Source organism: Pseudomonas sp. Hz4 (genome assembly GCF_054898165.1).
The window spans coordinates 4,275,405-4,298,469 of sequence record NZ_CM142719.1 but is presented as its reverse complement, the minus strand read 5'-3'; the positions used below and the strand labels follow the sequence as shown (position 1 = coordinate 4,298,469).

General features: G+C 48.6%; 15 protein-coding genes and 1 pseudogene. 14 read left to right on the top strand and 2 right to left on the bottom strand.

Annotated features, from left to right (window positions below):
- Positions 1 to 172: 172 nt before the first annotated feature.
- The 14 genes from ACYZTR_RS19575 (at position 173) to ACYZTR_RS19510 (ending at position 21,303) form a co-directional block, all read left to right on the top strand.
- Positions 173 to 1,207, top strand: a complete 1,035-nt coding sequence (locus ACYZTR_RS19575; protein ID WP_461973382.1) for a glycosyltransferase family 2 protein — start codon at positions 173 to 175, stop codon at positions 1,205 to 1,207.
- 396 nt (positions 1,208 to 1,603) lie between these two features.
- Positions 1,604 to 2,434 carry an ABC transporter permease gene (locus ACYZTR_RS19570; RefSeq protein ID WP_461973381.1) on the top strand — a complete coding sequence of 277 codons (831 nt, stop codon included), beginning with the start codon at positions 1,604 to 1,606 and terminating at the stop codon, positions 2,432 to 2,434.
- 44 nt (positions 2,435 to 2,478) lie between these two features.
- Entirely contained in the window at positions 2,479 to 5,967 is a 3,489-nt protein-coding gene (locus ACYZTR_RS19565; RefSeq protein ID WP_461973380.1) for a glycosyltransferase, read from the top strand.
- Positions 5,964 to 6,908, top strand: a complete 945-nt coding sequence (locus tag ACYZTR_RS19560) for an NAD-dependent epimerase/dehydratase family protein (protein ID WP_461973379.1) — start codon at positions 5,964 to 5,966, stop codon at positions 6,906 to 6,908. Before ACYZTR_RS19565 ends, ACYZTR_RS19560 begins: the two co-directional genes overlap by 4 nt.
- The gene (locus ACYZTR_RS19555; protein ID WP_461973378.1) at positions 6,908 to 7,951 is read left to right on the top strand and encodes a glycosyltransferase family 2 protein; all 1,044 of its coding nucleotides are present in this window, start codon (positions 6,908 to 6,910) and stop codon (positions 7,949 to 7,951) included. The genes ACYZTR_RS19560 and ACYZTR_RS19555 overlap by 1 nt, the downstream gene beginning before the upstream one ends.
- Positions 7,952 to 8,050: 99 nt before the next feature.
- Positions 8,051 to 9,385, top strand: coding sequence for an ABC transporter ATP-binding protein (locus ACYZTR_RS19550; RefSeq protein ID WP_461973377.1), 1,335 nt, complete (start codon positions 8,051 to 8,053; stop codon positions 9,383 to 9,385).
- Positions 9,382 to 11,391 carry a class I SAM-dependent methyltransferase gene (locus tag ACYZTR_RS19545; RefSeq protein ID WP_461973376.1) on the top strand — a complete coding sequence of 670 codons (2,010 nt, stop codon included), beginning with the start codon at positions 9,382 to 9,384 and terminating at the stop codon, positions 11,389 to 11,391. Before ACYZTR_RS19550 ends, ACYZTR_RS19545 begins: the two co-directional genes overlap by 4 nt.
- A gap of 383 nt (positions 11,392 to 11,774) precedes the next feature.
- Positions 11,775 to 13,262 carry a UbiA family prenyltransferase gene (locus ACYZTR_RS19540; RefSeq protein ID WP_461973375.1) on the top strand — a complete coding sequence of 496 codons (1,488 nt, stop codon included), beginning with the start codon at positions 11,775 to 11,777 and terminating at the stop codon, positions 13,260 to 13,262.
- The gene (locus ACYZTR_RS19535) at positions 13,259 to 14,569 is read left to right on the top strand and encodes an FAD-binding oxidoreductase (RefSeq protein ID WP_461973374.1); all 1,311 of its coding nucleotides are present in this window, start codon (positions 13,259 to 13,261) and stop codon (positions 14,567 to 14,569) included. The genes ACYZTR_RS19540 and ACYZTR_RS19535 overlap by 4 nt, the downstream gene beginning before the upstream one ends.
- Complete coding sequence (locus tag ACYZTR_RS19530) at positions 14,566 to 15,306, top strand: SDR family oxidoreductase (RefSeq protein WP_461973373.1); 741 nt, start codon at positions 14,566 to 14,568, stop codon at positions 15,304 to 15,306. Before ACYZTR_RS19535 ends, ACYZTR_RS19530 begins: the two co-directional genes overlap by 4 nt.
- On the top strand, positions 15,303 to 16,262 hold the full coding sequence (locus ACYZTR_RS19525; RefSeq protein ID WP_461973372.1) for a lysylphosphatidylglycerol synthase transmembrane domain-containing protein: 960 nt from the start codon (positions 15,303 to 15,305) through the stop codon (positions 16,260 to 16,262). The genes ACYZTR_RS19530 and ACYZTR_RS19525 overlap by 4 nt, the downstream gene beginning before the upstream one ends.
- Before the next feature lie 159 nt (positions 16,263 to 16,421).
- Positions 16,422 to 17,969, top strand: coding sequence for a hypothetical protein (locus ACYZTR_RS19520; protein ID WP_461973371.1), 1,548 nt, complete (start codon positions 16,422 to 16,424; stop codon positions 17,967 to 17,969).
- A gap of 208 nt (positions 17,970 to 18,177) precedes the next feature.
- Positions 18,178 to 19,197: an MraY family glycosyltransferase gene (locus ACYZTR_RS19515; protein ID WP_461973370.1), complete on the top strand. Its 1,020-nt coding sequence runs from the start codon at positions 18,178 to 18,180 to the stop codon at positions 19,195 to 19,197.
- Positions 19,198 to 19,308: 111 nt separating this feature from the next.
- Entirely contained in the window at positions 19,309 to 21,303 is a 1,995-nt protein-coding gene (locus tag ACYZTR_RS19510) for a polysaccharide biosynthesis protein (RefSeq protein ID WP_461973369.1), read from the top strand.
- Positions 21,304 to 21,454: 151 nt separating this feature from the next.
- Here ACYZTR_RS19510 and ACYZTR_RS19505 read toward each other — a convergent pair.
- Together ACYZTR_RS19505 and rffA are read right to left on the bottom strand one after the other, a co-directional pair.
- Positions 21,455 to 21,894: pseudogene (locus tag ACYZTR_RS19505) on the bottom strand (transposase); the annotation flags it as partial.
- Between the two features lie 29 nt (positions 21,895 to 21,923).
- The gene (gene rffA, locus ACYZTR_RS19500; protein ID WP_461973368.1) at positions 21,924 to 23,051 is read right to left on the bottom strand and encodes a dTDP-4-amino-4,6-dideoxygalactose transaminase; all 1,128 of its coding nucleotides are present in this window, start codon (positions 23,049 to 23,051) and stop codon (positions 21,924 to 21,926) included.
- Positions 23,052 to 23,065: the final 14 nt, after the last annotated feature.

Genomic DNA, 23,065 nt, shown 5'->3' with positions numbered 1-23,065 from the left:
TGCATACGGATTCTCTTTACCTTCCGTTATCTCGCTTAGGCTGCCTGAAGCGATGATTTCACCGGGCTATCAAATAGCAATGGCTAGTCGTTATAATGACAAATTTTGCGCGGTCGAGCGCGCCACATGAGAAGAGCATGTGAGGTCGATCCTGCGAGTCGAGCGCATCTCTATGTTGAACGAACCAGCATCGTCTTTTTTTATCTTTAACGCAATGGAGTGCTCGGTGGTAGCCCCTCTTCCGCTAGTTGTTCAGAACGACGATTCAAGCCCCTGCGTCGCACGATTGGAGCGTGTTACGGTACTGATGTGTACCTATAATGGCGAGCGCTTCTTGGCTGAGCAGCTTGACTCGATCGCTCGTCAAACTTACCCAGCGTGGAATGTTGTGGTGTCTGATGACGGCTCAACCGACTCGACACTGGAAATCCTCAGTCAATACAGTGAATCCTGGGGCGAGGGGAAACTAACCGTTCACCAGGGGCCGAAGCGCGGCTTCGCCGCGAATTTCATGTCGCTCACTTGCCATGCCGAGGTTGAGTCCGACTTCTACGCGTGGGCAGATCAGGATGATATCTGGCGCGACAACAAGCTCCAGACAGCTCTCGATTGGCTGCAGACCATATCCGGAGATGTGCCTGCGCTTTACTGTGGCAGAACCGAGCTTTTCAACGAAACCTGCCAATCAATTGGGTTTTCACCTTTATTCAACCGCCCAGCCACTTTCTCCAACGCATTGGTGCAGAGCATTGGGGGGGGCAATACGATGGTGTTTAATGATGCTGCCTGCAAACTCATTCAAGGAACGGGGAAGGAACTGTCCGTCGTCTCCCACGATTGGTGGGCGTATCTGGTGGTTACCGGCGTGGGCGGACGCGTCTTTTATGACGCTGTTCCCACGATCCTTTACCGGCAACATGATGATAATATAGTCGGTTCGAACTCCAGCCTGCCCTCAAGGATCAATCGGCTTCGCATGGTTTTCGAAGGGCGTTTCAGAAGCTGGAATCAATCGAATATCCGTGCGTTGGAGTCGATCGACTATCGATTGAGCGAAGAAAATCGTAGCATATTGAATAGCTTCAAAGCGGCGAGGGCGCATCGAGGTGTGAAGCGTTTTCAGTGGTTAAGGCGGTCGGGAGTCTACCGGCAGACTTTTTTGGGTAATCTTGGCCTGATCCTCGCGGCTATTTTCAACGGGATTTGAAGAGTATGCGTGGCTGGCGCCGGGGCCTCTGAGCTATCAGGACCGATCGAGCCTGGTTTTCGTATGCGTATCACTCAAGAGTGCAATCGTTCAGTAGTGGAGAAGATTTTGATGTCGTTGCCGGTTTTGCGTAAGAGCGCTCAAGTCCGAAACTGCAGCTATCTGGTTTTTAGGCGGTGAAAGCCAACAGGAACCAAGGTATAGATTCGATTTTTCCTGTGCTTTTTTTGTTTCCAAAGATCTGGTGCGAGCGAATATCCATTTACTTCGCGACCAGGACGTACAGAGAAGAACCTTTGCGGTCATTCATGCGCGGCGGCTCATTGATCCGGCGCATCGCTGGGCGTCACTGACGATGTTCTTCATTTCAAACTTCGCTTTTCCTCGGATTCGCTAATGAACCCTCATACACCTTCACCCTCCAGCATGCTCGATATGGTCCGCACCTTTTGGGAGCGTCGATCCATTATCAAAAAAATGACAGTCCGAGAGGTCATCGGCAGGTACCGCGGTTCAGTCATGGGCCTGGCTTGGTCCTTTTTCAACCCGATCCTACTCTTGGTTGTGTACACATTTATTTTTGGTGTGATTTTCAAGTCCCGATGGGGTAATACCGAAACTCATGATACCGGTGAGTTCGCCATCATCATCTTTTCGGGAATGATTGTGCATGGACTATTCGCCGAATGCTTCAATCGGGCTCCTACACAAATTGTTGGTAATCCAAATTACGTCAAAAAAATCATTTTCCCGCTAGAAATCCTGCCTTGGATCTCGATGGGGGCTGCGCTGTTTCACACTGCAATCAGCTGGTTCGTTTTATTGGTGGCAGAACTATTACTCAAGGGTTCGATCCCTTGGACTGCAGTATTGTTTCCGATCGTCATATTTCCGCTTATTTTACTCACCATGGGCTTTTCCTGGTTTCTCGCTGCTACCGGAGTTTACTTTCGTGATATTTCCCAGCTCACGGGTATTATCACCACTGTCTTGATGTTTTTGTCACCAATGTTTTATCCAATGACCGCTATTTCCGAACAGTATCGGTACCTTCTCTATCTAAATCCCCTGACATTCATTATTGAGACATCCCGCGGGGTTTTGATCTGGGGAACTCTGCCATCGATAGTTCCATTGGCTAGCTACTATTTGTTGAGCATCGTCGTCGCTTGGGCGGGCTTTTGGTGGTTTCAAAAAACTCGCAAAGGTTTTGCCGACGTCCTTTAAGGATGGGCAAGCCGCTTGATAAATGCATTCGTAGAGAACATGCCATGAAACGACTCTTCAAAGCGCTCCCTTCCAGACTTGGAAAAAAAATGGAGCAGCGACGATGGCAAGCTATGTTGGAGACGAGTTCCCTCTTCAACGCACCTTGGTATCTGGCGCAAAATACCGATGTGGCATTAGCGGGTGTGGATCCGTTACGTCATTACTTGAGCATCGGCTGGAGAGAGATGCGTGATCCCTGTGCGGAGTTTGACGGTATTTACTATCTCACCCGCTATCCGGACGTAGCTGCTTTGGATGTTCCTCCACTGGTGCACTATTGGCTGCATGGGCGTCATGAAGGTCGTCATCTTAATCCGTCGCTGGATCTGGAGTGGATAAACGCCAAGCATCTTGCTGAACAAAAAACCGGAGATTCACCGGCTCCGCAAAATTCGCAGTCCTCGTCGACCTCTGCCCCTTATATCAGCGTTATCATCCCGACCTATAACAGGCTGCGGCTGTTGCCCACCGTTATTGAGGCATGGCGTATTGTCGATAGGCATACGAATTTTCCATATGAAATTATTTTCTCTGACGATGGGTCGGAGGATGGGAGTGTGGAGTTTCTGGAGCAGATCTTTGACCTTCCTATCAGGGTTCTGAAAAACGATCACGGGGGTGCTTCAAAAGCCCGAAACGCAGCGATACGCGCGGCCTCGGGTGAGCGCCTGCTTATTATTGGCGATGATATTTTCCCCGCTCCGGATCTGTTGAACGTCCATGCTCGTCTGGCGAAGCGATTGGGCCGGAATGTCGCCACATTGGGCATCGTTGATTGGGCTTCTGATCTGACGGTCAATCATTTGATGGAGCACATTACCGAAATCGGAAATGAGCAATTTAGTTACAATCGCTTACCGGATGAGTCTTTTGTAGATTTCAGACATTTTTATACGTGCAACATTTGTATCGACAGGGAGCTTGTCGCCAGTCAAGAGACCATTTTCGATGGTCGCTTCGATCAGTATGGTTTTGAAGATATCGAATTGGGATATCGACTGTCCCTGATGGGTATGAAGATTTATTACAGTACTAGCGCAAAGGGCGATCACTATCATCCTTACGTCGTTGAAGGGTTCTGCAAACGCCAGATTTGTTCTGGACGTATGGCGGTAGTGTTCAGAGATGCCCACCCTGGGGTCGGCAGGATTCTCGGGATTGACACTCTTGAAGTGGCATTCAAGAAATCGAAAACGGAGCGCCAAAGCGTCAATCAAGCCGAATGGCAGGCGCGCCTTGACGGGCTTGTCGACCGTTGTAACTACCTGGAAAAATTAATCCAGAATGGTGGCAAAAAGGGTAAAAAAGTACTTGGCGCTTATTTGAGCTTCATCTATACGACTCTGTTTCGTGCCATGTACGAATACGGTGTTCTGCAGAAGATTGCGGGCAGTGATCAGGTTCTATCTTTGGCAATGTCCCGGCATTTTGGCTCGGTATGGGATGGCTACTGGGAGCTGCTCAAAAAGAATAAGGTGGACTCCCTGGACGTCGAAGCGGGCCTGACCTCGAATCTTCTTGCCGCTCATATCAGTCGTGATGTCTCGGAACTGGTTCAGCCTCTGGAGCAGCGCCGGGCTTTTGATGAACTCGAGATGCTGTTTGCGATGTCTAATCAGCCAACTGCCGACAACAACAAGCGCGTTCGTCTACAGCAACAGGCTGGTCGCGCGCTTTATTATTTGGCGAAGGATCCTCGCTATCTTTTCAGGCGTCTGCATGAGGCTGTGAAGCGACGCAATGCCGTATCGCAAGCAAAGGTGATAAGCCTGCCTGCATCGGCGTCACGTATCTCGTTGCGCCTGGTCGTTGATCGTGATGGCGCGCAATCTCAGCAGATTGTTGAGCGTTTCAAAGGGATTATGGGGGCCGACACACGGGTGTCCTGGCTGGAGCGCGACGGGCAACTGTCTGCCGAGCAGATAGGCGGCGAAGACCCTGCGCAAGTTTTTTGTTACTTCTGGCCCAGTACTATTGCTGACTTCCCGCACAGAGACCACCTGATGGGCGCTTGGCTAGCGCTAGTCGAAAACGCCTGTGACATTGCGTTGATTTCCTATGGGTTGACCAATGACGGGAATGTGATTTACGGCGACCTACGCAATCAAATGGTTTTTTCTGAAGCCGTACGTGGCAGTGTGCTTCTTCAGGATTTAAAAGACATAGAGTTTTGCGGAAAACTGTATAGAACCGAATGCAAGCAAGTCAGTGCACAGAATAGTTCATCCATCTCCGTACTCCTGAATAGAGATGTGGTTTTCAATGAATACAACTCCTGGTTTCAAACCAGTCAATTCAAACCACGGATTGTCGGGCTTTCAGCGCCTTCGCTGACTAAAACCATAAAGAATCGACCGATTGTTTTCGTTTTCCCGGTATTTGTCGCGGTAGGCGGAGTTGAGCGAAATACAGTCGAAATTATAAGACGGCTCAAAGACTCTTACGATTTTGTCATCGTCACGATGGAGCGCTTGCGCCACGAGCAGGGCAGCTTGGCCAGTCAGTTCCAGGATGCGGGCGCGCGCATGATAGAAATGTCGGAAATTGCGCCGCACTCCGAGTATCTCCGCATTCTGTTGCGTCTGAAAAACTGGTTGTCGCCGGATTTGGTTTGGATTTGCAACGGATCGCCCTGGCTCTGTGACAATGCGTTAAACCTGCGAGCGCTATTTTGCGATGTCCCGATTATCGATCAAGAAGTCTATGACGCCAAGGAAGGGTGGATAAATCGATACCATGAACCTGGTATCCGTTCCTTTGATCGCTTTATTGCTGTCAATCAGAAAATTCGTCAGCGTTTTGTTGGGGATTTAAATCTTCCGGCTAATAAAGTTGACTTGATCTATTCGGCTGTCGATATTCAACGGATTATTGATTTCAAAGCTTCTCGCCGCTCGCCTGAGTCAATCCGGCAAAAATTGGGGCTGCCAGTAAGTAAAAAGCTTTTTACATTTGTTGGGCGATTGACTGGGCAAAAACGCCCTCTTGAGTTTCTCAAAATTGCTCAGTCTCGCAAGGATTATGTCGACGAATGCTATGTGCTTGTCGGTGATGGCGAACTCGCGAAAGAGTGCGTCGATTTCATACGAAAAGAGGCGCTGGATAATGTTTTGCGCATCCCATACGTCGAAAATACTCTTGAACTTGCAAGTGTTACGGAAGGCCTGATTATCACTTCGGCATACGAAGGTCTGCCGATTGCGATGATCGAAGTACTGAATTTTGCGGTTCCTGTTTTTGCTACGGACACCGGTGATATTCAAAGTGTCCTGGAGGACTTCACTGGGGGATGCACGGTTCCGGTAGAACTCTATGGTGAGCCACGCAACATTGCATATTCGGAGTGGCTGGCTTTACTACCAAATTACAGGGCGTCGCTACTAGGTTTTGAGGATGCTATCTTGCAACGATTCTCCAGCGCTCAGATTGCACAGCAATACGTGGACTGCTTTAATCAGGCTAGTCTCGCTTACGTTGAGTCAGCGTCATGAACAAAGTAGTTCTGGTCGGCGGCGGCGGATTTATCGGCCAACATGTTGCGCGTTTTTTACTAAATGACGGCAACAAGGTTGTCATGTTGTCTCGACATATCAACGTCGATTCAGTGGCTATCGATCCAAGTATTGATGTTCATTATGGCGATTATGGTGATCGTGAATTTCTGCGCGGCGTTTTGGCTGGAGCCAATGCAGTTGTTCATCTGGCCCACGATAGTTTGCAATTGAATCAGATTTGCGATATGGCGGCCGAGTACCAGCGAAATATTGCACCGGCTATACAGCTGATGGAGGAATGTCTTGTAGCCGGGATCGATAAGTTTGTTTTTGTATCGTCCGGGGGCACCGTGTACGGCGATCCGGCTTTTAGTAAACCGTTAAAAGAAGATGCGGCACCGCTTCCCATTTCTCTTTACGGAACATCCAAGCTTTGCATTGAGCATATGGTTCATTTGTACAGCAAGCAGCGTGGATTGCCAGGTATTATAGTGCGCCCCGCAAATGCATATGGGCCCGGCCAAATTCCTTTTAAAGGACAAGGGCTAGTGGCGACGGCCTTCGCATCTGCGATGCAAGGCAAATCCATAACAATCTTTGGTGATGGGGGCGCGGTACGAGATTACGTGCATGTCGACGATATCGCCTACGCCATCACAAGTCTTCTCGATGATGGTCAAGTTGGCGAAGTTTATAATATAGGCAGCGGAGTAGGAACTTCGGTACTGGAACTTGTTCAAAAGCACATCCTGCCAATCGTCAAACAGTCTGGGTTTGACCTACAGTTAGAGAGAAAGGACGCTCGAGCGATTGATGTTGCTTACAACGTGCTTGATGTTAAAAAGCTAAGTCGCTGCATTAATTTTTCACCTATTACCTTGTCTGTCGGTTTACCTGGCAGCTGGGACTGGGTTCAGAACCACCTGAGTCGTAATTGATGACCAAGATTTCAGTAGTAATTCCTAGTTATAATCATCGCCACTATATTGAGAAGGCTGTCGACAGCGTTTTGAATCAAAGTGAGCGAGATCTTGAGCTGATCGTTATTGACGATGGCTCAACAGATGATTCGCTGACTTATTTACGTCAAATTAATGATCCAAGATTCACACTTGTCGAGCAAGCGAACGCGGGTGCTCATAACGCTATTAATCGCGGGCTCGAATTGGCAAAGGGCGACTACCTGGCCATCCTGAACTCTGATGACATATTTCATCCGGACAGGTTGCGGCGGTGTATTGAGGCGCTCCAGCAAGATAATGCAGATCTGGTGACCACCTGGATCGAAGTTATCAATGCTGACGGCAAACCATTAGGTGTGAAACAGGCATGGCAAAACATGTTGCCTTGGTCGGTGCCTAATATCGAAAAGTCGTTTTCAGCTACTAATGATTTTGCTTTGAATTTGCTGGTGTCGAATTTTGTATCGACCACCAGCAATATCGTTTTCACTCGTCAGCTTTACGATGAAATAGGCGGGATGCGCAATCTCAGGTTTGCTCATGATTGGGACTTTATGTTTCGAGCCGCGGATGCATATAAGTGTATTGTGCTGCCTGAAGCGCTTATGAAATATCGTATCCATGGAAGTAACACTATCTCGTCGAATCGCGCATGGATGTTGTTTGAGATTTGTTGGGTGATGGCTATGGGCATGCGTCGCTTCGAAGGCCGTCGTCTATACGCTGGAGCAGGAGTCGAGAGCTGGCTGTCGGATGTGGATCGTGTTCATAACTCCGTAAATCTGCAGGGTAACGACAAAGTCTATTGGATGATCTTGCAGTTTGTTCGTGCACAGGAAGCCCAAGGCGTGCTTGAGCCGGAGCTTCTCCTGCTGGATAATGCGGAGTTGCGAGCCGGGTTTATCGAGCATGTGGTGAGTGAGCCGGTAGTGGCTGCTACAGGCACTGATCCTGATATGAGGCGAATATCGTTATTTTCGCTGTTGAAGATGTGGCTAAAGCAGAACATGAAAGCATAGTTAGAGTTGTGGATAAAAAGTTTGCTTTCAACTGGCCCAAGTGCCGGTTGTTTTATTTGAGCGTGGTATTGCCGCTCCCAAAACACTATAGGTTTTGTAATGTCATCAGATAGCGCGATCATCATTTCAGATATCAGTAAGTGTTACCACATTTACGACAATCCTCAGGATCGTCTAAAGCAAATGATAATGCGTGGACGTCAAAATCTCTTCAGGGAGTTTTGGGCGTTGAAAAATATATCGTTCGAAGTGCCGCGCGGAGAGACAGTCGGTATTGTAGGGCGTAATGGCTCTGGTAAATCCACCCTTCTGCAGATCATCGCGGGTACCTTGACGCCATCCAGTGGCTCGGTTTCCAGCTATGGTCGCGTCGCCGCTTTGCTTGAGCTAGGGTCTGGATTTAACGCAGATTTTACCGGGCGGGAAAACGTTTATTTGAACGCTGCTCTTCTTGGCCTGACTCAAGAGGAGATAGATAATCGTTTTGATAGTATCGCTGCTTTTGCAGATATTGGTCATTTCATTGATCAACCAGTAAAAACATATTCGAGTGGCATGCTGGTTCGACTTGCATTTGCAGTCCAAGCACAAATTGATCCAGAGATTTTGATCGTTGATGAGGCATTGGCGGTCGGGGACGCAAAGTTTCAGGCGAAATGCTTCGACCGGCTGAAAAGGCTGAAAGAGAACGGAACCAGCATCTTGTTGGTGACACACAGTAGTGAACAGGTGGTTACCCATTGCTCAAGTGCCGTATTACTTGACCAAGGGCAAATGGTGAAACAGGGTAATCCACGTGATGTGATCAATTGTTATCTGGATTTACTGTTTGGGCGGGAGCAGAAAAAGCAAGCTGAAGTTTCTGTTTCTGCTGAAAAGGTAGCTGCTGTTGAGGAACAAATCGAATTGGTTGAGTCTGTGATTTTAGACACGACGCAATTGTTATTTGACGATGAGAGCTTCGCCGGACGCCCACTATACAATCCGTATGAGTACCGCTGGGGGGACGGTAGTGCAAAAATTACCGACTTCTCCCTGTTTAGTGAGGGAGCTGAGTATCCGGCACTTATTAATAACGGCGCACAAGTCACGTTGAAGGTCGCCGTCAGAATTTTACTACCCTTGATGCGTCCTATCCTTGGTATGACCATAAAGACTAAAGACGGTGTCACCATTTTTGGTAGCAATTCTGAGCTTCTGCAGTGCGACGGTGTTCAAACCGTATATGAAAGTGGTAGGACCTTCACTGCGGTCGTTAAGTTTGATTGCAACTTGGGGGAAGGGGACTTCTTTATCTCGTTAGGGCTCGCCACTCGCGAAGGCGAGGAGATAATCCCGCATGATCGGCGATATGACTCAATCCATTTTGCGGTAAACACAGATTCTCGTTTTTTTGGACTTACAAATTTGAATATGGGGATGAGTATAGAATGAGCAGTTCATCTCTTGATTTCTCTGAGTTGGGGTATTCGTACCAGTCGGTTCAGCGGATTTGGGCACGAACTACGCCAGCCGCATTCAATTACAGCGATGGTGACGGAACGGAAAATACCTTATATCGCATTATTCACGAGGCCTCAGATGTTTCTATTTTCTCAAAGGAACTTCGTGATGCCTGCACCGATTGGCCGACCCGTTATCACTTAGGTGCGTCGCGCGGCAACCTTCTCAGGCCTCTCGCACAGCGTCTAAAAGGCAGTGTGCTTGAGATCGGCGCCGGATGTGGTGCAATAACCCGCTTTCTTGGTGAAAATGGCGGTGAAATCGTTGCTATTGAAGGAAGTAGCCGTCGTGCAATGATTGCGGCGGAGCGGACGCGAGACTTGACGAATGTGACGGTTATTAACGACCACTTCGATCGATTCGACACCACCTTTCGTTTTGACGTCATTACGTTAATCGGTGTTCTAGAGTATTCCGGTGTCTTTGGCGATGGCGAAGATCCGGTTCAGTCCATGCTGGAATCAGCCAAGCGGTTGTTAAAGCCCGACGGGATTTTGCTAGTTGCTATTGAAAACCAGTTGGGGCTAAAGTATTTTGCTGGTGCGCCGGAAGATCACTTGAGTGTTCCTATGGTCGGTATTCAAGGGCTTTACGAGCGTCCTGGCGTCGAAACTTTCGGTCGAGTGGAACTCACCCGTCGATTCCGTCAAGCGGGATTTCAGCACATTGAACTGGCTCTTCCTTTCCCGGACTATAAGCTTGCGACGAGTGTGGTTCTACCTGCGGCCAACGCAGAGTGTTGTCCCTTCGATGGCTCGGTCCTTGCCGCTCAGACTGCTTCGCGAGATGTTCAAACTTCCTCCGATCAATTGACGTTCTCTCTCGAATGTGCATGGACGGTCATCGGTCGGAATCGGTTGCTTCCCGATCTTGCGAACTCTTTCTTGTTTGCCGTTTCACCTGGTTCAGCCAATGACAATCCGATCTTCGATGCCGAGACTATTGCAATTCATTATTCCAGTGAAAGGCAACCGGCGTTCTGTAAGTTCGCAGAATTCACTCAGGGCACAGATGGCGTTAGCGTTAAGCATCAGCGTCTCTGTCCTGACGCCTTGTCGTTGAGTTCGGAAAGCTCCTATCGTCATGTATTACCTGCTGAGGTGTTTTCTTCTGGTCGAGCAATGAGTGCCGATTTTATCCGGATTGTGCAGACGGCAGGCTGGACTGCAAAGCAGATAGGACAGTTTCTTTTCGATTATCTTCAAGTCTTGTTGAGCGAGACGGGCAATCGGGCTTCAAGTCGATCTGATCTGGATCTCACTCAGAAAGTACCTGGTCGCTTTCTGGATACCGTTCCACAGAATATTATTTTGTCTGAACCTAGTTATGCGATCATCGATCAAGAATGGTCGATCACAAATGATATTTCTCTGGGGTACTTGACCTTCCGCTCGTTGACTACGTTGATTCGAATGGTCTCCAGTTTCGCTGTTCCTTCGGATATGCGCTGGTTAAATCAGGGCAAGCTATTTTGTGAGGTTTTCGCTCACTTAGGATTCGACTTCACCGAAGTGCTATTCGAAGAGTATACCTGTCAAGAGGCGGAGTTTATGACGTTCGCTTCCGGAGTGGTGAATACTCCGATTGGATATGCAGATTGGTCAGTGCATAAATTACCCACTTTCCTTGATCGAGCCCGATCCCTCACCAAGCCATTGGTTGAATTTGTCGAACAGTTGCAGAATCTGTCTGATACATATCTGGCACAGATAAAGTGGCTTGAGGGCCAGAATGACTCGCGTCGGGAGCAGCTTGAGCAAATGCAAGCGACCGTAGCCGAAGGTCGGGAGCAGCTTGAGCAAATGCAAGTGACCGTAGCAGAAGGCGAGCAAAGCGTTCTACGGTTGTCGGAAGAAGTCGTTTCGATAAAAACTTCGAGAACCTGGAAGATTGCAGGCCGGTTGCATTCAATGTTCCGGATTTTTTCGAAGAGGTGAGTCTCTTTGACCGGCGCCCAACTGGCCTCAGATCAACAGATTTGCGGTGCGTTATAAGGTTAGGCCTTGGATCTGCTTACCGACGAGCTATTTCGATTGATTAAGGTTCCCGCAAGTGGATCTGGAGTTGACTGAAGCAAGGAAAGCGGTTGGAAAACAGGCAGCGTAATAGCTCACCCATTTAGCATGCCAAAAGGCTTCGCCATTTGCTGCAAGATCAGGCCGGCGTCTATGAAGTTGACCAGAAGGCACCGAAAGGTGCCTTTCTTTGGGCGCAGAAGGCGTTGAGTCGTGAAAAAGACTAGCTCTTGTGGTAATTTCTCCCGCCAAAATGGTAGTCATGATGGCGAATTGATTTACTTTGGGTGTTTCATCAGTGGCTGATGGATCGCTCACTCAAAATCGCTAAAAACAGGCGCATCCAGAGTCATACTCAAGGAAGTTACAGTTTGAATACCCCTCTCGTTATTGATCTCGACGGTACGCTGCTCCGGTCGGACCTCTTGATGGAGACTGGCATGGCTTTTTTGTGCCATCGACCTCTTAGTTTTTTCAAGCTTTTTGGTTGGTTGGCAACAGGAAAGGCGAAATTGAAGGCCGGCCTTGCTGAGGCCACAAATATCGATGTCGGTGTCTTACCTTACGATGCGGCAGTAATAGAGTTTATTGAACTTGAGCGCGATGCCGGTAGAACCGTGGTATTAGCCACGGCAAGCCATCATTCATTGGCCCAACGAATCGCCGATCATCTTAAACTTTTTGATAGGGTTTTAGCTTCGGATGCTGAAACAAACCTTTCAGCTCACCGCAAGCGCGACTTACTTGTTGAGCATTTTGGTGAGGGGGGCTTCGACTACGCAGGTAATTCTCATGATGATATTCCTGTTTGGAGGGCCGCACGAAACGCGTACGTTGTGAATCCGGATTCAGGGGTGGAGCGTCGTGCGAATGCTCATGGTAACGTTCAGCGGGTGATGCGCACCAGTCAGACTGCACTCAAAGATTGGATGAAAGCGCTCCGAGTTCATCAATGGATGAAGAATGCCCTTATTTTTGTGCCGCTGCTCGCCGCACACCAATTGACTAACCCCCTGTTGCTGTCCCAAGGTATTTTTGCTTTTTTATTATTTGGATTATGTGCTTCAAGTGTTTATTTGCTTAACGATCTTTTAGATTTGGCGGATGATCGGCATCATAAGTCAAAGCGACACCGCCCTTTTGCAGCTGGTAGGCTAACAATAAAGTCTGGCTTGATAGCTTTTCCTCTATTGCTAATGGCTTCTTTTTTTGGGGCTTTCTGGTTTTTACCGTTAGGGTTTTTGATTACGCTGGTTGGTTATTATTGCCTCACGCTTGCGTATTCACTGGTATTAAAGCGGAGGATGGCAGTTGATGTAATTGCATTGGCTGCATTGTATACACTTCGTATCATAGCGGGTGCTGCTGCTTTTGAACTAGAACTGACGTTCTGGATTTTAGCGTTCTCAATGTTTATATTCCTTAGTCTGGCACTGGTCAAACGCTATGCTGAATTGCGTGATGCTCGGCGTAAGGGACACACAGAGAAAACTCGTGGACGTGGTTATTATCCTGATGATTTAGAGATGATTTCCTCATTGGGGGCCTCTTCTGGTTACCTATCAGTAATGGTATTGGCTTTGTACATCCATGACCAAGCGTCTTCAGGACTTTATGCGCATCCTCAGGTGATTTGGCTGGCGTGCCCACTACTACTTTTCTGGGTCACTAGGGTATGGATGTTAACCCACCGCGGGCATATGCATGATGACCCAGTAGTATTCGCTATACGTGACCGCGTCAGTCTCGTTGTCGGTGCTCTATTTGGAATTGTTTTTTGGGTGGCTGCGTGAAAAGAGCTCTTTATTCATGGGCTAGATACCCTGATTTTCCGCAGGTAGGGCATGTGTGTAACTGGACTTCTGAGTTACCGCGCCAAATCGGCTATATAACGGGCGCCTTCGGTACCACCTTGCCCTTTGGAAATGGCCGTAGTTATGGGGACAGCTGCTTGGCAGAGACTGATCAAGTCCTTTACATGCGCTCATTGGATCGTTTTATAAAGGTTGATTGGCTTCGCGGTATCGTGCTCGCGGAGGCAGGGGTTAGTTTGGCCGAGATCTTGTCTTTGTCTGTTCCGAACGGTTGGTTCTTATCGGTAACACCAGGGACCCAATTTGCAACTCTTGGCGGGGCAATCGCTAATGACGTCCACGGGAAAAATCATCATGTCCGTGGGACGTTTGGAAATCATGTCACGCGCTTTGCTCTACTGCGTGAAGGGGAGGAGGTGATATGTTCTCCTGCAGAAAATGTTGATTTGTTCTGTGCCAGTATAGGTGGTCTTGGGTTGACCGGGGTTATCCTATGGGCTGAGATCCAACTTATCCCTATTCGGTCAAATGCGATCGAGAGTTCTGCAATAAGGTTTGATAACTTAAAAGATTTTTTTGTTTTATCCGCCGAACTAGATTATCAACACGAATACAGTGTTGCGTGGATTGATTGCCTCGCCAAAGGAGCCCAGTTAGGGCGTGGTGTATTCATCGTTGGGGATCATGCTCGCTACGGTTCTTTCGAGAAAAAATCACCAGTAAAATTACAGCTATCCCTGACTCCGCCCATATCACTTGTAAATTCTCTGTCTATTAAAGTATTCAATGAGATGTACTGGCGGTCTAAGCCTTCGAAGTCAAAGCGCTTTCGGTCAAGCTACGAACCTTTTTTTTATCCTCTGGACCGCATTCTCAATTGGAATAGAATTTACGGCCGAAAGGGCTTTCAACAATATCAATGTGTGATACCTGAGAGTGCGGCCGAGTTAGCTATGGTTGAGTTGTTGAAGGTTATCGCGAATGCGCAACAGGGTTCTTTTTTGGTCGTCCTTAAGCGTTGTGGCAATATCTCATCCCCAGGTCTCCTTTCGTTTCCGCTACCAGGAATCTCGCTAGCGTTGGATTTCCAACAGAAAAGTAATCTGGAGCCTTTATTTTTAAAGTTGGACGCTATTGTTCGTGAGGCAGGTGGCCGCTTGTATCCGGCTAAAGACGCTCATATGAGCGGCTCAGATTTTCGCCATTTCTATCCCGCTTGGGAGCAGCTTGAAAAACTTCGCGACCCCATTCTTATGTCCCGCTTTTGGAAACGAGTTACCTCATGAAACGAGTATTGATTATTGGCGCTACCTCTGCCATTGCAACCGCTTGCGCACGGCTATGGGTAGAGCAAGGGAGTGAGTTTTTCCTGGTCGCAAGAAATAAAGAGAAGTTGGAACAAGCAGCTGCCGATTTACTTGCGCGCGGAGCCAGTGCAGTCAACTTTTATTGCATGGATTCAACCGATCTACCAGCACATCCGTTGATGCTTGAAAGTTGTTTGGACGCTATGCGTCAGATTGATATTGCGCTTATCGCTCACGGAACACTCCCAGATCAGGCAGCCTGTCAGTTGAACGTAGATGTTGCGTTGCGCGAGCTTAATAATAATGGGACGTCGGTTATTGCGCTTTTGACACTGCTTGCTAATCAATTTGAACTACAGTGTTGTGGAACTTTGGCGGTGATTTCTTCCGTTGCCGCGGACCGCGGCCGTCCTTCAAATTATTTATATGGTACTGCGAAGGCGGCAGTTTCAACATTTTGCGAGGGGCTGCGTGCACGGCTTTATAAGTCTGGAGTTCATGTGATTACAATAAAACCTGGCTTTGTTGATACACCTATGACCCAAGGTCTCGGGTTGCCCGCGGTACTTGTCGCTAGCCCAGAATCGGTTGCAAAAAGAGTCCTGAGTGGAATTGATCGCAAAGTTGCCACGCTTTACGTTCCTGGTTTTTGGGCTGTCATCATGCTGATTATTCGCTGTATTCCTCAGTTTGTATTTAAGAGGCTTAGTTTGTGAGTGGGGTTCTAAAACTATCTAGTTGGCAGTATCGAGTGGTCATCCTTTCGATAGTTATTTCCGCGTTAGGTTACTTAGGTTTCTCGCTGTGGGGAGGGTGGCAAGCGGTCAGTAATGCAGTCGGTAAGGTTGGTATTTTAGGAATTGTCATCGCATTGCTAATGTCGTTGCTAAATTACGGTCTTCGCTTTTTACGTTGGCAAGTCTACTTACATATGATGGGGCACTCAATCCCGTGGAGATCCAGCTTAAAAGTTTACTTGGCTGGTTTTGCTTTAACTACGACGCCAGGAAAGGCGGGTGAAGCTATGCGCGGCGTTCTCCTCAAACCTTGGGGTGTTCCATACTCTAAAAGCTTTGCTGCGTTTTTCAGTGAACGTTTATCCGACCTTTTTGGCGTCCTTCTGCTGACGCTCTTCGGTTTGACATTGTATCCAGATGCCAAGGCGATAGTTGTTTTAGGTGCTGCTTTGGTAGCGATAGGTTTTTTAATGCTATCTCAGCGTAGTTTAGTCGAACGTGTCATTGAATTTGTCGCTAAGTATCCGGGGAAAATATCCACCATTGTTCGACAGCTGTCTCAGATATTGCTTGAGGCGCAGTGTTGCAATGTGTTGAAAGTGCTTGGATTGGCGACCTCTTTGAGTGTGATAGCTTGGACTGCAGAAGCGTTGGCGTTTTACTGGATATTGGGATGGATGGGGGCTGATGTACCGTTTGCTTTCGCAATATTTGTATATGCAGTTTCGATGCTGGCTGGTGCTCTAAGTTTTATGCCAGGAGGTCTTGGGGGCGCTGAAGCTGTAATGGTTGCCTTGTTAGTATGGAAGGGGATGCCAAACGCTGATGCAGTCGCTGCAACGGTGGTAATTAGATTAGCTACACTGTGGTTCGCCGTGGCGTTGGGTGCGACGCTTATCTATAAACCCGTTGACTCTATAAAAGAAACAGGGTAGTTGTTTTGGTTTTATGAGGTTTGGACTGGCTAGAGCTTAAGCGTTGTGGTGAGGAAATAGAAGGTTTCAATGGATGTGTCTTTAGTCACTATTGTTTTCTTGGTGTTTGGGGATGCAGCACATCGTGTCATTATGCGTTTTTTTTTAGGGGGGTGAGTTTTGAGCGTTTCTAATAAAGCTAGTTTAGGGCTTGATAGAGGCCGAAATGTTAGCAAGTATTTATGCTATGTTGTAGCGTCCGTGGTGTTTGTCAGGATCCTTCAGTATGGTTGGGTTACAGATGATGCGTTTATTACGTTTAGATCTGTTTTAAATTTTGTAAACGGTGATGGAGCTGTTTTCAATATAGGTGAACGTGTTCAAAGTTATACGCATCCGCTATGGTTTATGCTGCTTTCCGTGGGAGGTTTTTTAGACCTTAATTTGTATTTTTTTTCAATTATTCTTGGGCTTGGATTTAGTCTTTTAACATTGTTGGTGCTGTTCAGGATTCATTGCGCTGTTGGCAGTCAAAATAACAATCTGTCACTCTTGGTTGCTTTGGGTGTGTTGGGCGCGTCAGAGTCATTTGTTTCGTTCGCAACTTCGGGGTTGGAAAACTCTGCGACATACTTTCTCGTGTCAATGGTAGTTTTAAGTCTTGTTGATGGGTTTAAGCGGTTTTGGTTTTATTTTTTTGTCTCGCTGGCGATTCTAAATCGGTTTGACAATATTTTTATATTGACTCCACTTGTTTGTGTGATTGCCTATTGTGATATAAGGTTGGCCAGATTTAGATTTTGGACGGCCGCTTTTGCGTTTCTGCCTCTTGTTGCTTGGCATATAACCTCTCTAATTTACTATGGGTTTCTTTTCCCAAATACGAAATATGCAAAAGTCGGCGGTCGTACATTAATGGAGAATGCAGTTTCAGGTATGGATTATCTTTTAGATAGTGTCCAGTCTGAATGGCATGTTTGGATGATAATCGCAGTGCTTCCGCTGATTTCATTTTATGCTTTGCGGAAAAAAATTCTATCTAATGACTTTAGAATTGTGTTTGCGGCAGTGGTTGCCGGTATTTATTTGCACGTTGTGTATGTCTTGCTGGTCGCAGGCGGTGATTTTATGCGCGGTAGGTTTTTTACCGTTGCATTGCTTTTTGCTGTAATAGCTCTTTTGTTTGTTAGGTTTGAAGTTAAGGTGTGGAAGCAGGTCGTAACAGTCGTCGTTTGTGCAGTTGCTTTCACGAACGCGGCGTGGATCGGAGCTAAAGAATATTACTTGTGGCCTATGAGTGTTACAAATGAGCGAAATTACTATAAAGGGCAACTTGGCTTAAATCTGGACCCGCAGCAGAACTATACGATGCATCCATGGGCTGTTAAGGCTCTCTCATTGGGTGATGCACCTCGTTTGGTTGGTGTAGTGGGGCAGCGCGGCTATTGGATGCCTAGACAAACTTATTTATTGGATAAAGTCGGTTTGACCGATGCATTTGTGGCTCGACTTAAGATCAAAGATCATTCCCGTACAGGTCATTTTCAGCGAGATATACCGAAAGAGTATCTTTCGAAGAAAATTAAAGGTATCAACGTGCCTAAGTGGAAGGATGAAAGTGCACAAGAGCTCAGCGATAAACTTTCTATAGTTACGGAATCACCTGATCTGTTCTCCGAAGAAAGGTTTAGGAATATGTATTGGCTGTGGAGGAGTTACGGGATCTAAAGGTATATGTTTTTACCCCAATGCTCGCTTCTTGCCGTATTGGGTTGAACTTGAAGTCTAGCTGTTTTGAGAGCAGGAATGTCGCTTTTGACACTCCTGCTGTTTCCCTTTGCTCTAAGGGGATTCATTTGCTGTAAACTATCTTCGGGTGGTCGTTTCCCCCGGCCTGAATAAATTCACGAAACTACGTTCTAGGAAATCGCAAACTATGGATCACTGGTGGATTATACCCGTAGTGGTGACTGTTTCTTTCTTTCTCACTGTGTCTCTTCGTCAGTACGCAGTTGCACGAAGTCTTTTGGATATCCCGAATTTCCGCAGTTCACATACAGTTCCCACTCCCAGTGGAGGAGGGGTTGCGATTGTTGTTGCATTTTTGCTGGCATTAGTTCTGTTAGTTTTTGTAGGTATGATCTCTTTACCTGTTTTTTTTGCCAGTGCAGGCTCAGGTATTTTAACTGCTGCAATTGGCTTCATGGATGATCATAAACACATTGCGGCGCGTTGGAGGCTGCTGGGGCACTTTGTTGCTGCAGGGTGGGCCTTGTTCTGGCTGGGAGGGATACCACCTGTCAGTTTTCTGGGTGCTTCTTTCGACATTGGTTGGGCAGGGTACGGCTTTGGAGTCATTTATCTGGTATGGATGCTAAATCTTTACAATTTCATGGATGGTATTGATGGCATAGCAGGTGTAGAGGCTATCAGCGTTTGCCTTGGTGCCTGTACGCTGTACTGGGTGATTGGTTTAAACAATCTGATTCCCATCCCTTTGCTCCTGGCATTGTCGGTTGGAGGTTTTCTGTACTGGAATTTTCCTCCAGCGAGGATTTTTATGGGCGATGCAGGTAGCGGCTTTTTAGGAATCTCCCTTGGTGTACTCTCCCTGCAAGCTGTTTGGGCATCACCACAACTAATTTGGGCTTGGCTGATTTTGCTCGGGGTGTTTATCGTAGACGCAACATTCACGTTGCTACGTCGAATGCTGCGCGGCGAAAAAATCTACGAGGCTCATCGTAGTCACGCCTATCAGTTCGCTTCGCGTGCTTTCGGTAAGCACCTCCCCGTCACTGCTGGCGTCGCACTCATTAACGTCTTCTGGTTGCTACCCGTTGCGTTGTGTGTGACAAAGTATGGGCTAGACGGCGGTATCGGACTCGTTTTGGCTTATGCTCCTTTGATATGGCTGGCAGTCAAATTCAAAGCCGGTGCTCAAGAGGTCGATTCATAAAAAGCTGAGTAGCTGCGTTGTTTTTTGGTTTAAGGTGTATTCATCGGTCTCAGGTATCGAAGCGGGCGGCTGAATACTGAATAGGGGCAGGTTGAGGTGACTGATGGTTTTATGGACAAAGTAAGAGCTTACTTGTTGGGGCTTCCCCGGCGGAACAAGCGACTTATCCAAGTCGCGACTGATGTGGTTTTAGTGTGGGTCGCCTTATGGCTGGCCTTCATGGTTCGTCTTGGCATCGACGATATGTACAATCCCCTCCGAGTTCATTTTTGGCTTTTTGCCAGCGCCCCAGCGGTTGCCATTCCGCTATTTATTCGCTTTGGGATGTACCGCGCCGTCATGCGCTATTTCGGCAATGATGCTCTGGTCACTATCATCAAAGCTGTCAGCTTGTCCTCTTTGATCCTGGCACTCGTCGTCTACTGGTACAGCAACCACCAAACCGTCGTCCCTCGCTCCATTATCTTTAACTATTGGTGGCTTAGCCTCGTCATCATCGGCGGTTTACGCCTATGCATGCGTCAATACTTTATGGGCGACTGGTTCAATGCCGTCCAGCACGTACCTTTCACCAACCGCGATGATGGCCTCACCAAAGTCGCCATCTATGGTGCTGGCGTGGCCGGCAACCAGCTTGTAGCGGCACTTCGCATGGGCCGAGTCATGCGTCCCGTAGCGTTTATTGATGATGATCCAAGCATTGCGGATCGTTCGATTGCCGGGTTGCAAGTTTACAAACCCAAACACATCCAACAGATGATCGACGAAACCGGTGCGCAAGAAATTCTCTTGGCTCTACCGTCATCAACCCGCGCACGACGTCGGGAAATTCTCACTATCTTGGAACGTTTCCCCCTACACATCCGAAGCGTACCCAACTTCACCGATCTGGCCAGCGGTCGGGTAAAGGTCGAAGACATCCAGGAAGTGGATATCGCGGACCTCCTGGGTCGCGACTCGGTGCCCGCGCAACCGGACTTGCTAGAACGCTGTATCAAAGGCAAGACAGTGATGGTTACTGGAGCCGGTGGATCGATCGGTGCAGAACTGTGCCGGCAAATTTTCGCACTGGGCCCGACTACGCTTTTGCTGTTCGAGCACAGCGAATTCAACCTCTACAGCATTCTCTCGGAACTGGAGCAACGCGCTTCTCGTAAGTCTGTTACGGTCAGATTGTTGCCAATTCTCGGTTCCATTCGTCACCAGGACAAACTTCTGGATGTGATGAAAACCTGGGGCGTGGACACCGTCTACCATGCTGCCGCTTATAAGCACGTCCCGATGGTCGAGCACAACATTGCCGAAGGCGTGCTTAATAACGTTATCGGCACGCTCAACACCGCTCAGGCTGCGTTGCAGTCGGGTGTCGCGAACTTTGTGTTGATCTCCACAGATAAGGCCGTACGCCCGACCAATGTCATGGGCAGCACCAAGCGTTTGGCCGAGCTGACCTTGCAAGCCCTCAGTCGTGAGATTGCTCCAGTGCTGTTCGGTGACAATGCCAATGTATCCCGGGTCAACAAGACCCGGTTCACCATGGTGCGCTTTGGCAATGTGCTGGGGTCTTCCGGCTCGGTGATCCCGCTGTTTCACAGCCAGATCAAATCCGGTGGCCCGTTGACGGTCACCCACCCGAAAATCACTCGCTACTTCATGACCATTCCCGAAGCCGCGCAACTGGTGATCCAGGCGGGTTCCATGGGGCAGGGCGGTGATGTGTTCGTTCTGGACATGGGCGAGCCGGTGAAGATTGTCGAGCTGGCAGAGAAGATGATTCACCTGTCCGGTTTGAGCGTTCGTTCGGACAAGAATGTGCAAGGCGACATTTCCATCGAATTCACCGGGCTGCGTCCCGGCGAGAAGCTTTACGAGGAGTTGCTGATCGGCGACAACGTGGCAGCGACGCAACATCCGATGATCATGAGCGCCAATGAAGATCATCTGCCCTGGGATGTGCTAAAGGGTCGTTTGAGGGAGTTGCTGATTGCAGTCGATCATGACGATTACACTCGCGTCCGTCAGCTCCTGCGCGAAACCGTCAGCGGCTACACCCCCGACGGCGATATCGTTGACTGGATCTACCAGCAACGTCGCCTAGAACCCTGATTGTTTCACATCCTGTAACGGACACATTTTTGACAGGCTCCAGCTTAATTATCTAGAGGGTGGCTCCGAAACTCTGCTTCACGCTATGACTCGCGATATTGATGCCCACGGTGGTGAGATAGGGGTAACCGTCCGCTCAGCACCCACCCCTGACCGCTACCAAAATTTCATCGCAGTGGATGACGACTTTCCAGCAGTCGAGCCCGCATTAAGTTGAGCAAGGGTTGCAGGTGTTCGCCGCACTGGATAACCCAGCGCGCCAAGGTTTGCCGTGGAATATCGACGCCCCGTGGCGACCGAGTACGTTTTCGAACCGATGCAGTGGCAGGCCATCGACGTATTTGGTCGTCAGCAACATCGCCAAAACGCTGGGGCTGGCCATGCTCTTTTCGATCAGCTGCGCCGGCTTGTCGGCCGTGACCAGCGCGGTTTTCACAGCCACGGCAGGCGTAGACCTTGCGCACATGTTTGATCACGCGGATTTGCATCGGCACGATCTCGAGCCGCTCGCTGATTCCCTCGCCAACGCTGTGTTTACGACAACCGCAGGCGCAGGTCAGTTCGTGTTCGTGGTTCGTGGATGACTTCGAGTGCCTGCTGGCTTGGTATAGTCCAACGGTTCAGCATGAAAGTATCTCAACCACTCTGAGTTGTTGTTCTTCAGTAATACCGACCCATAGTGGCAGGCGAACTAGGCGCTCGGACTGGTAATTGGTGACTTCGAGATCACCATGAGTGCGACCATACCGTTGCCCTGCAGGAGACGAATGCAGGGGAACATAGTGGAAGACCGAACTGATTTCCTGCCTTTTGAATTTGTCGAGAACTACTTGTCGGTCGATATCAGGGGCTAGAAGTACGTAATACATATGAGCGTTGTGTTGGCATTCTTTAGGGATTATAGGGCGGCGGAGAATGCCGCGAGACTCCAGTGGTTCCAGCAGTTTATGATATCGGTCCCAACTGGCCAGACGCGCTTGAGTGATTCGATCTGCTTCTTCCAGTTGCGCCCAGAGAAAAGCAGCAATCAGTTCTCCAGGAAGAAAAGAAGAGCCAACTTCTTGCCAGGTATATTTATCAACTTCGCCTCTGAAGAATCGGGTGCGATCGGTACCCTTTTCCCGGATGGTTTCGGCGCGCAGGGCCAGGTCTGGATCATTGACTAAAAGGGCGCCACCTTCACCGGAAATCACATTCTTGGTTTCATGGAAACTATAGGCGCCCAAGTCACCGATGCTTCCTAGTGCTCGCCCTTTGTAGGTAGCCATAACCCCTTGGGCAGCATCTTCCACAACTTTGAGATTGTGACGTCTGGCGAGGGCCATGATGCTGTCCATTTCGCAGGCGACACCCGCATAGTGAACTGGCGCAATAGCCCTAGTTCGATCAGTGATTGCTGACTCGATGAGCTCTTCATTGAGGTTTAGCGTGTCTTCGCGAATATCCACAAAAACCGGAATTCCCCCTCTCAATACAAAAGCATTGGCCGTGGAAACAAAGGTATAAGAGGGCATGATGATTTCATCGCCCGGCTCAATGTCGAGCAGCAGTGCAGACATTTCCAGGGCCGCCGTACATGAGTGTGTAAGCAGCGCCTTGCTACAACCGGTACGCTCTTCCAACCAGTTATGGCAGTGCTTGGTGAACGGACCATCACCTGCCAAGCGTCCATTGAAGTGGGACTCGGCGATGTAATAAAGCTCTTTACCCGTCATGTGTGGCCAGTTGAAGGGGATGCGTCGATTCATCTTATAATATCCTT

Excerpts from the sequence above, each read along its gene's own strand:
- ACYZTR_RS19550 (WP_461973377.1), top strand. The coding sequence starts at position 8,051 with ATGTCATCAGATAGCGCGATCATCATTTCAGATATCAGTAAGTGTTAC.
- ACYZTR_RS19555 (WP_461973378.1), top strand. The coding sequence starts at position 6,908 with ATGACCAAGATTTCAGTAGTAATTCCTAGTTATAATCATCGCCACTAT.
- ACYZTR_RS19545 (WP_461973376.1), top strand. The coding sequence starts at position 9,382 with ATGAGCAGTTCATCTCTTGATTTCTCTGAGTTGGGGTATTCGTACCAG.
- ACYZTR_RS19530 (WP_461973373.1), top strand. The coding sequence starts at position 14,566 with ATGAAACGAGTATTGATTATTGGCGCTACCTCTGCCATTGCAACCGCT.
- ACYZTR_RS19575 (WP_461973382.1), top strand. The coding sequence starts at position 173 with ATGTTGAACGAACCAGCATCGTCTTTTTTTATCTTTAACGCAATGGAG.
- ACYZTR_RS19510 (WP_461973369.1), top strand. The coding sequence starts at position 19,309 with ATGGACAAAGTAAGAGCTTACTTGTTGGGGCTTCCCCGGCGGAACAAG.
- ACYZTR_RS19570 (WP_461973381.1), top strand. The coding sequence starts at position 1,604 with ATGAACCCTCATACACCTTCACCCTCCAGCATGCTCGATATGGTCCGC.
- ACYZTR_RS19560 (WP_461973379.1), top strand. The coding sequence starts at position 5,964 with ATGAACAAAGTAGTTCTGGTCGGCGGCGGCGGATTTATCGGCCAACAT.
- ACYZTR_RS19540 (WP_461973375.1), top strand. The coding sequence starts at position 11,775 with ATGGATCGCTCACTCAAAATCGCTAAAAACAGGCGCATCCAGAGTCAT.
- ACYZTR_RS19565 (WP_461973380.1), top strand. The coding sequence starts at position 2,479 with ATGAAACGACTCTTCAAAGCGCTCCCTTCCAGACTTGGAAAAAAAATG.
- ACYZTR_RS19515 (WP_461973370.1), top strand. The coding sequence starts at position 18,178 with ATGGATCACTGGTGGATTATACCCGTAGTGGTGACTGTTTCTTTCTTT.
- rffA (WP_461973368.1), bottom strand. The coding sequence starts at position 23,051 with ATGAATCGACGCATCCCCTTCAACTGGCCACACATGACGGGTAAAGAG.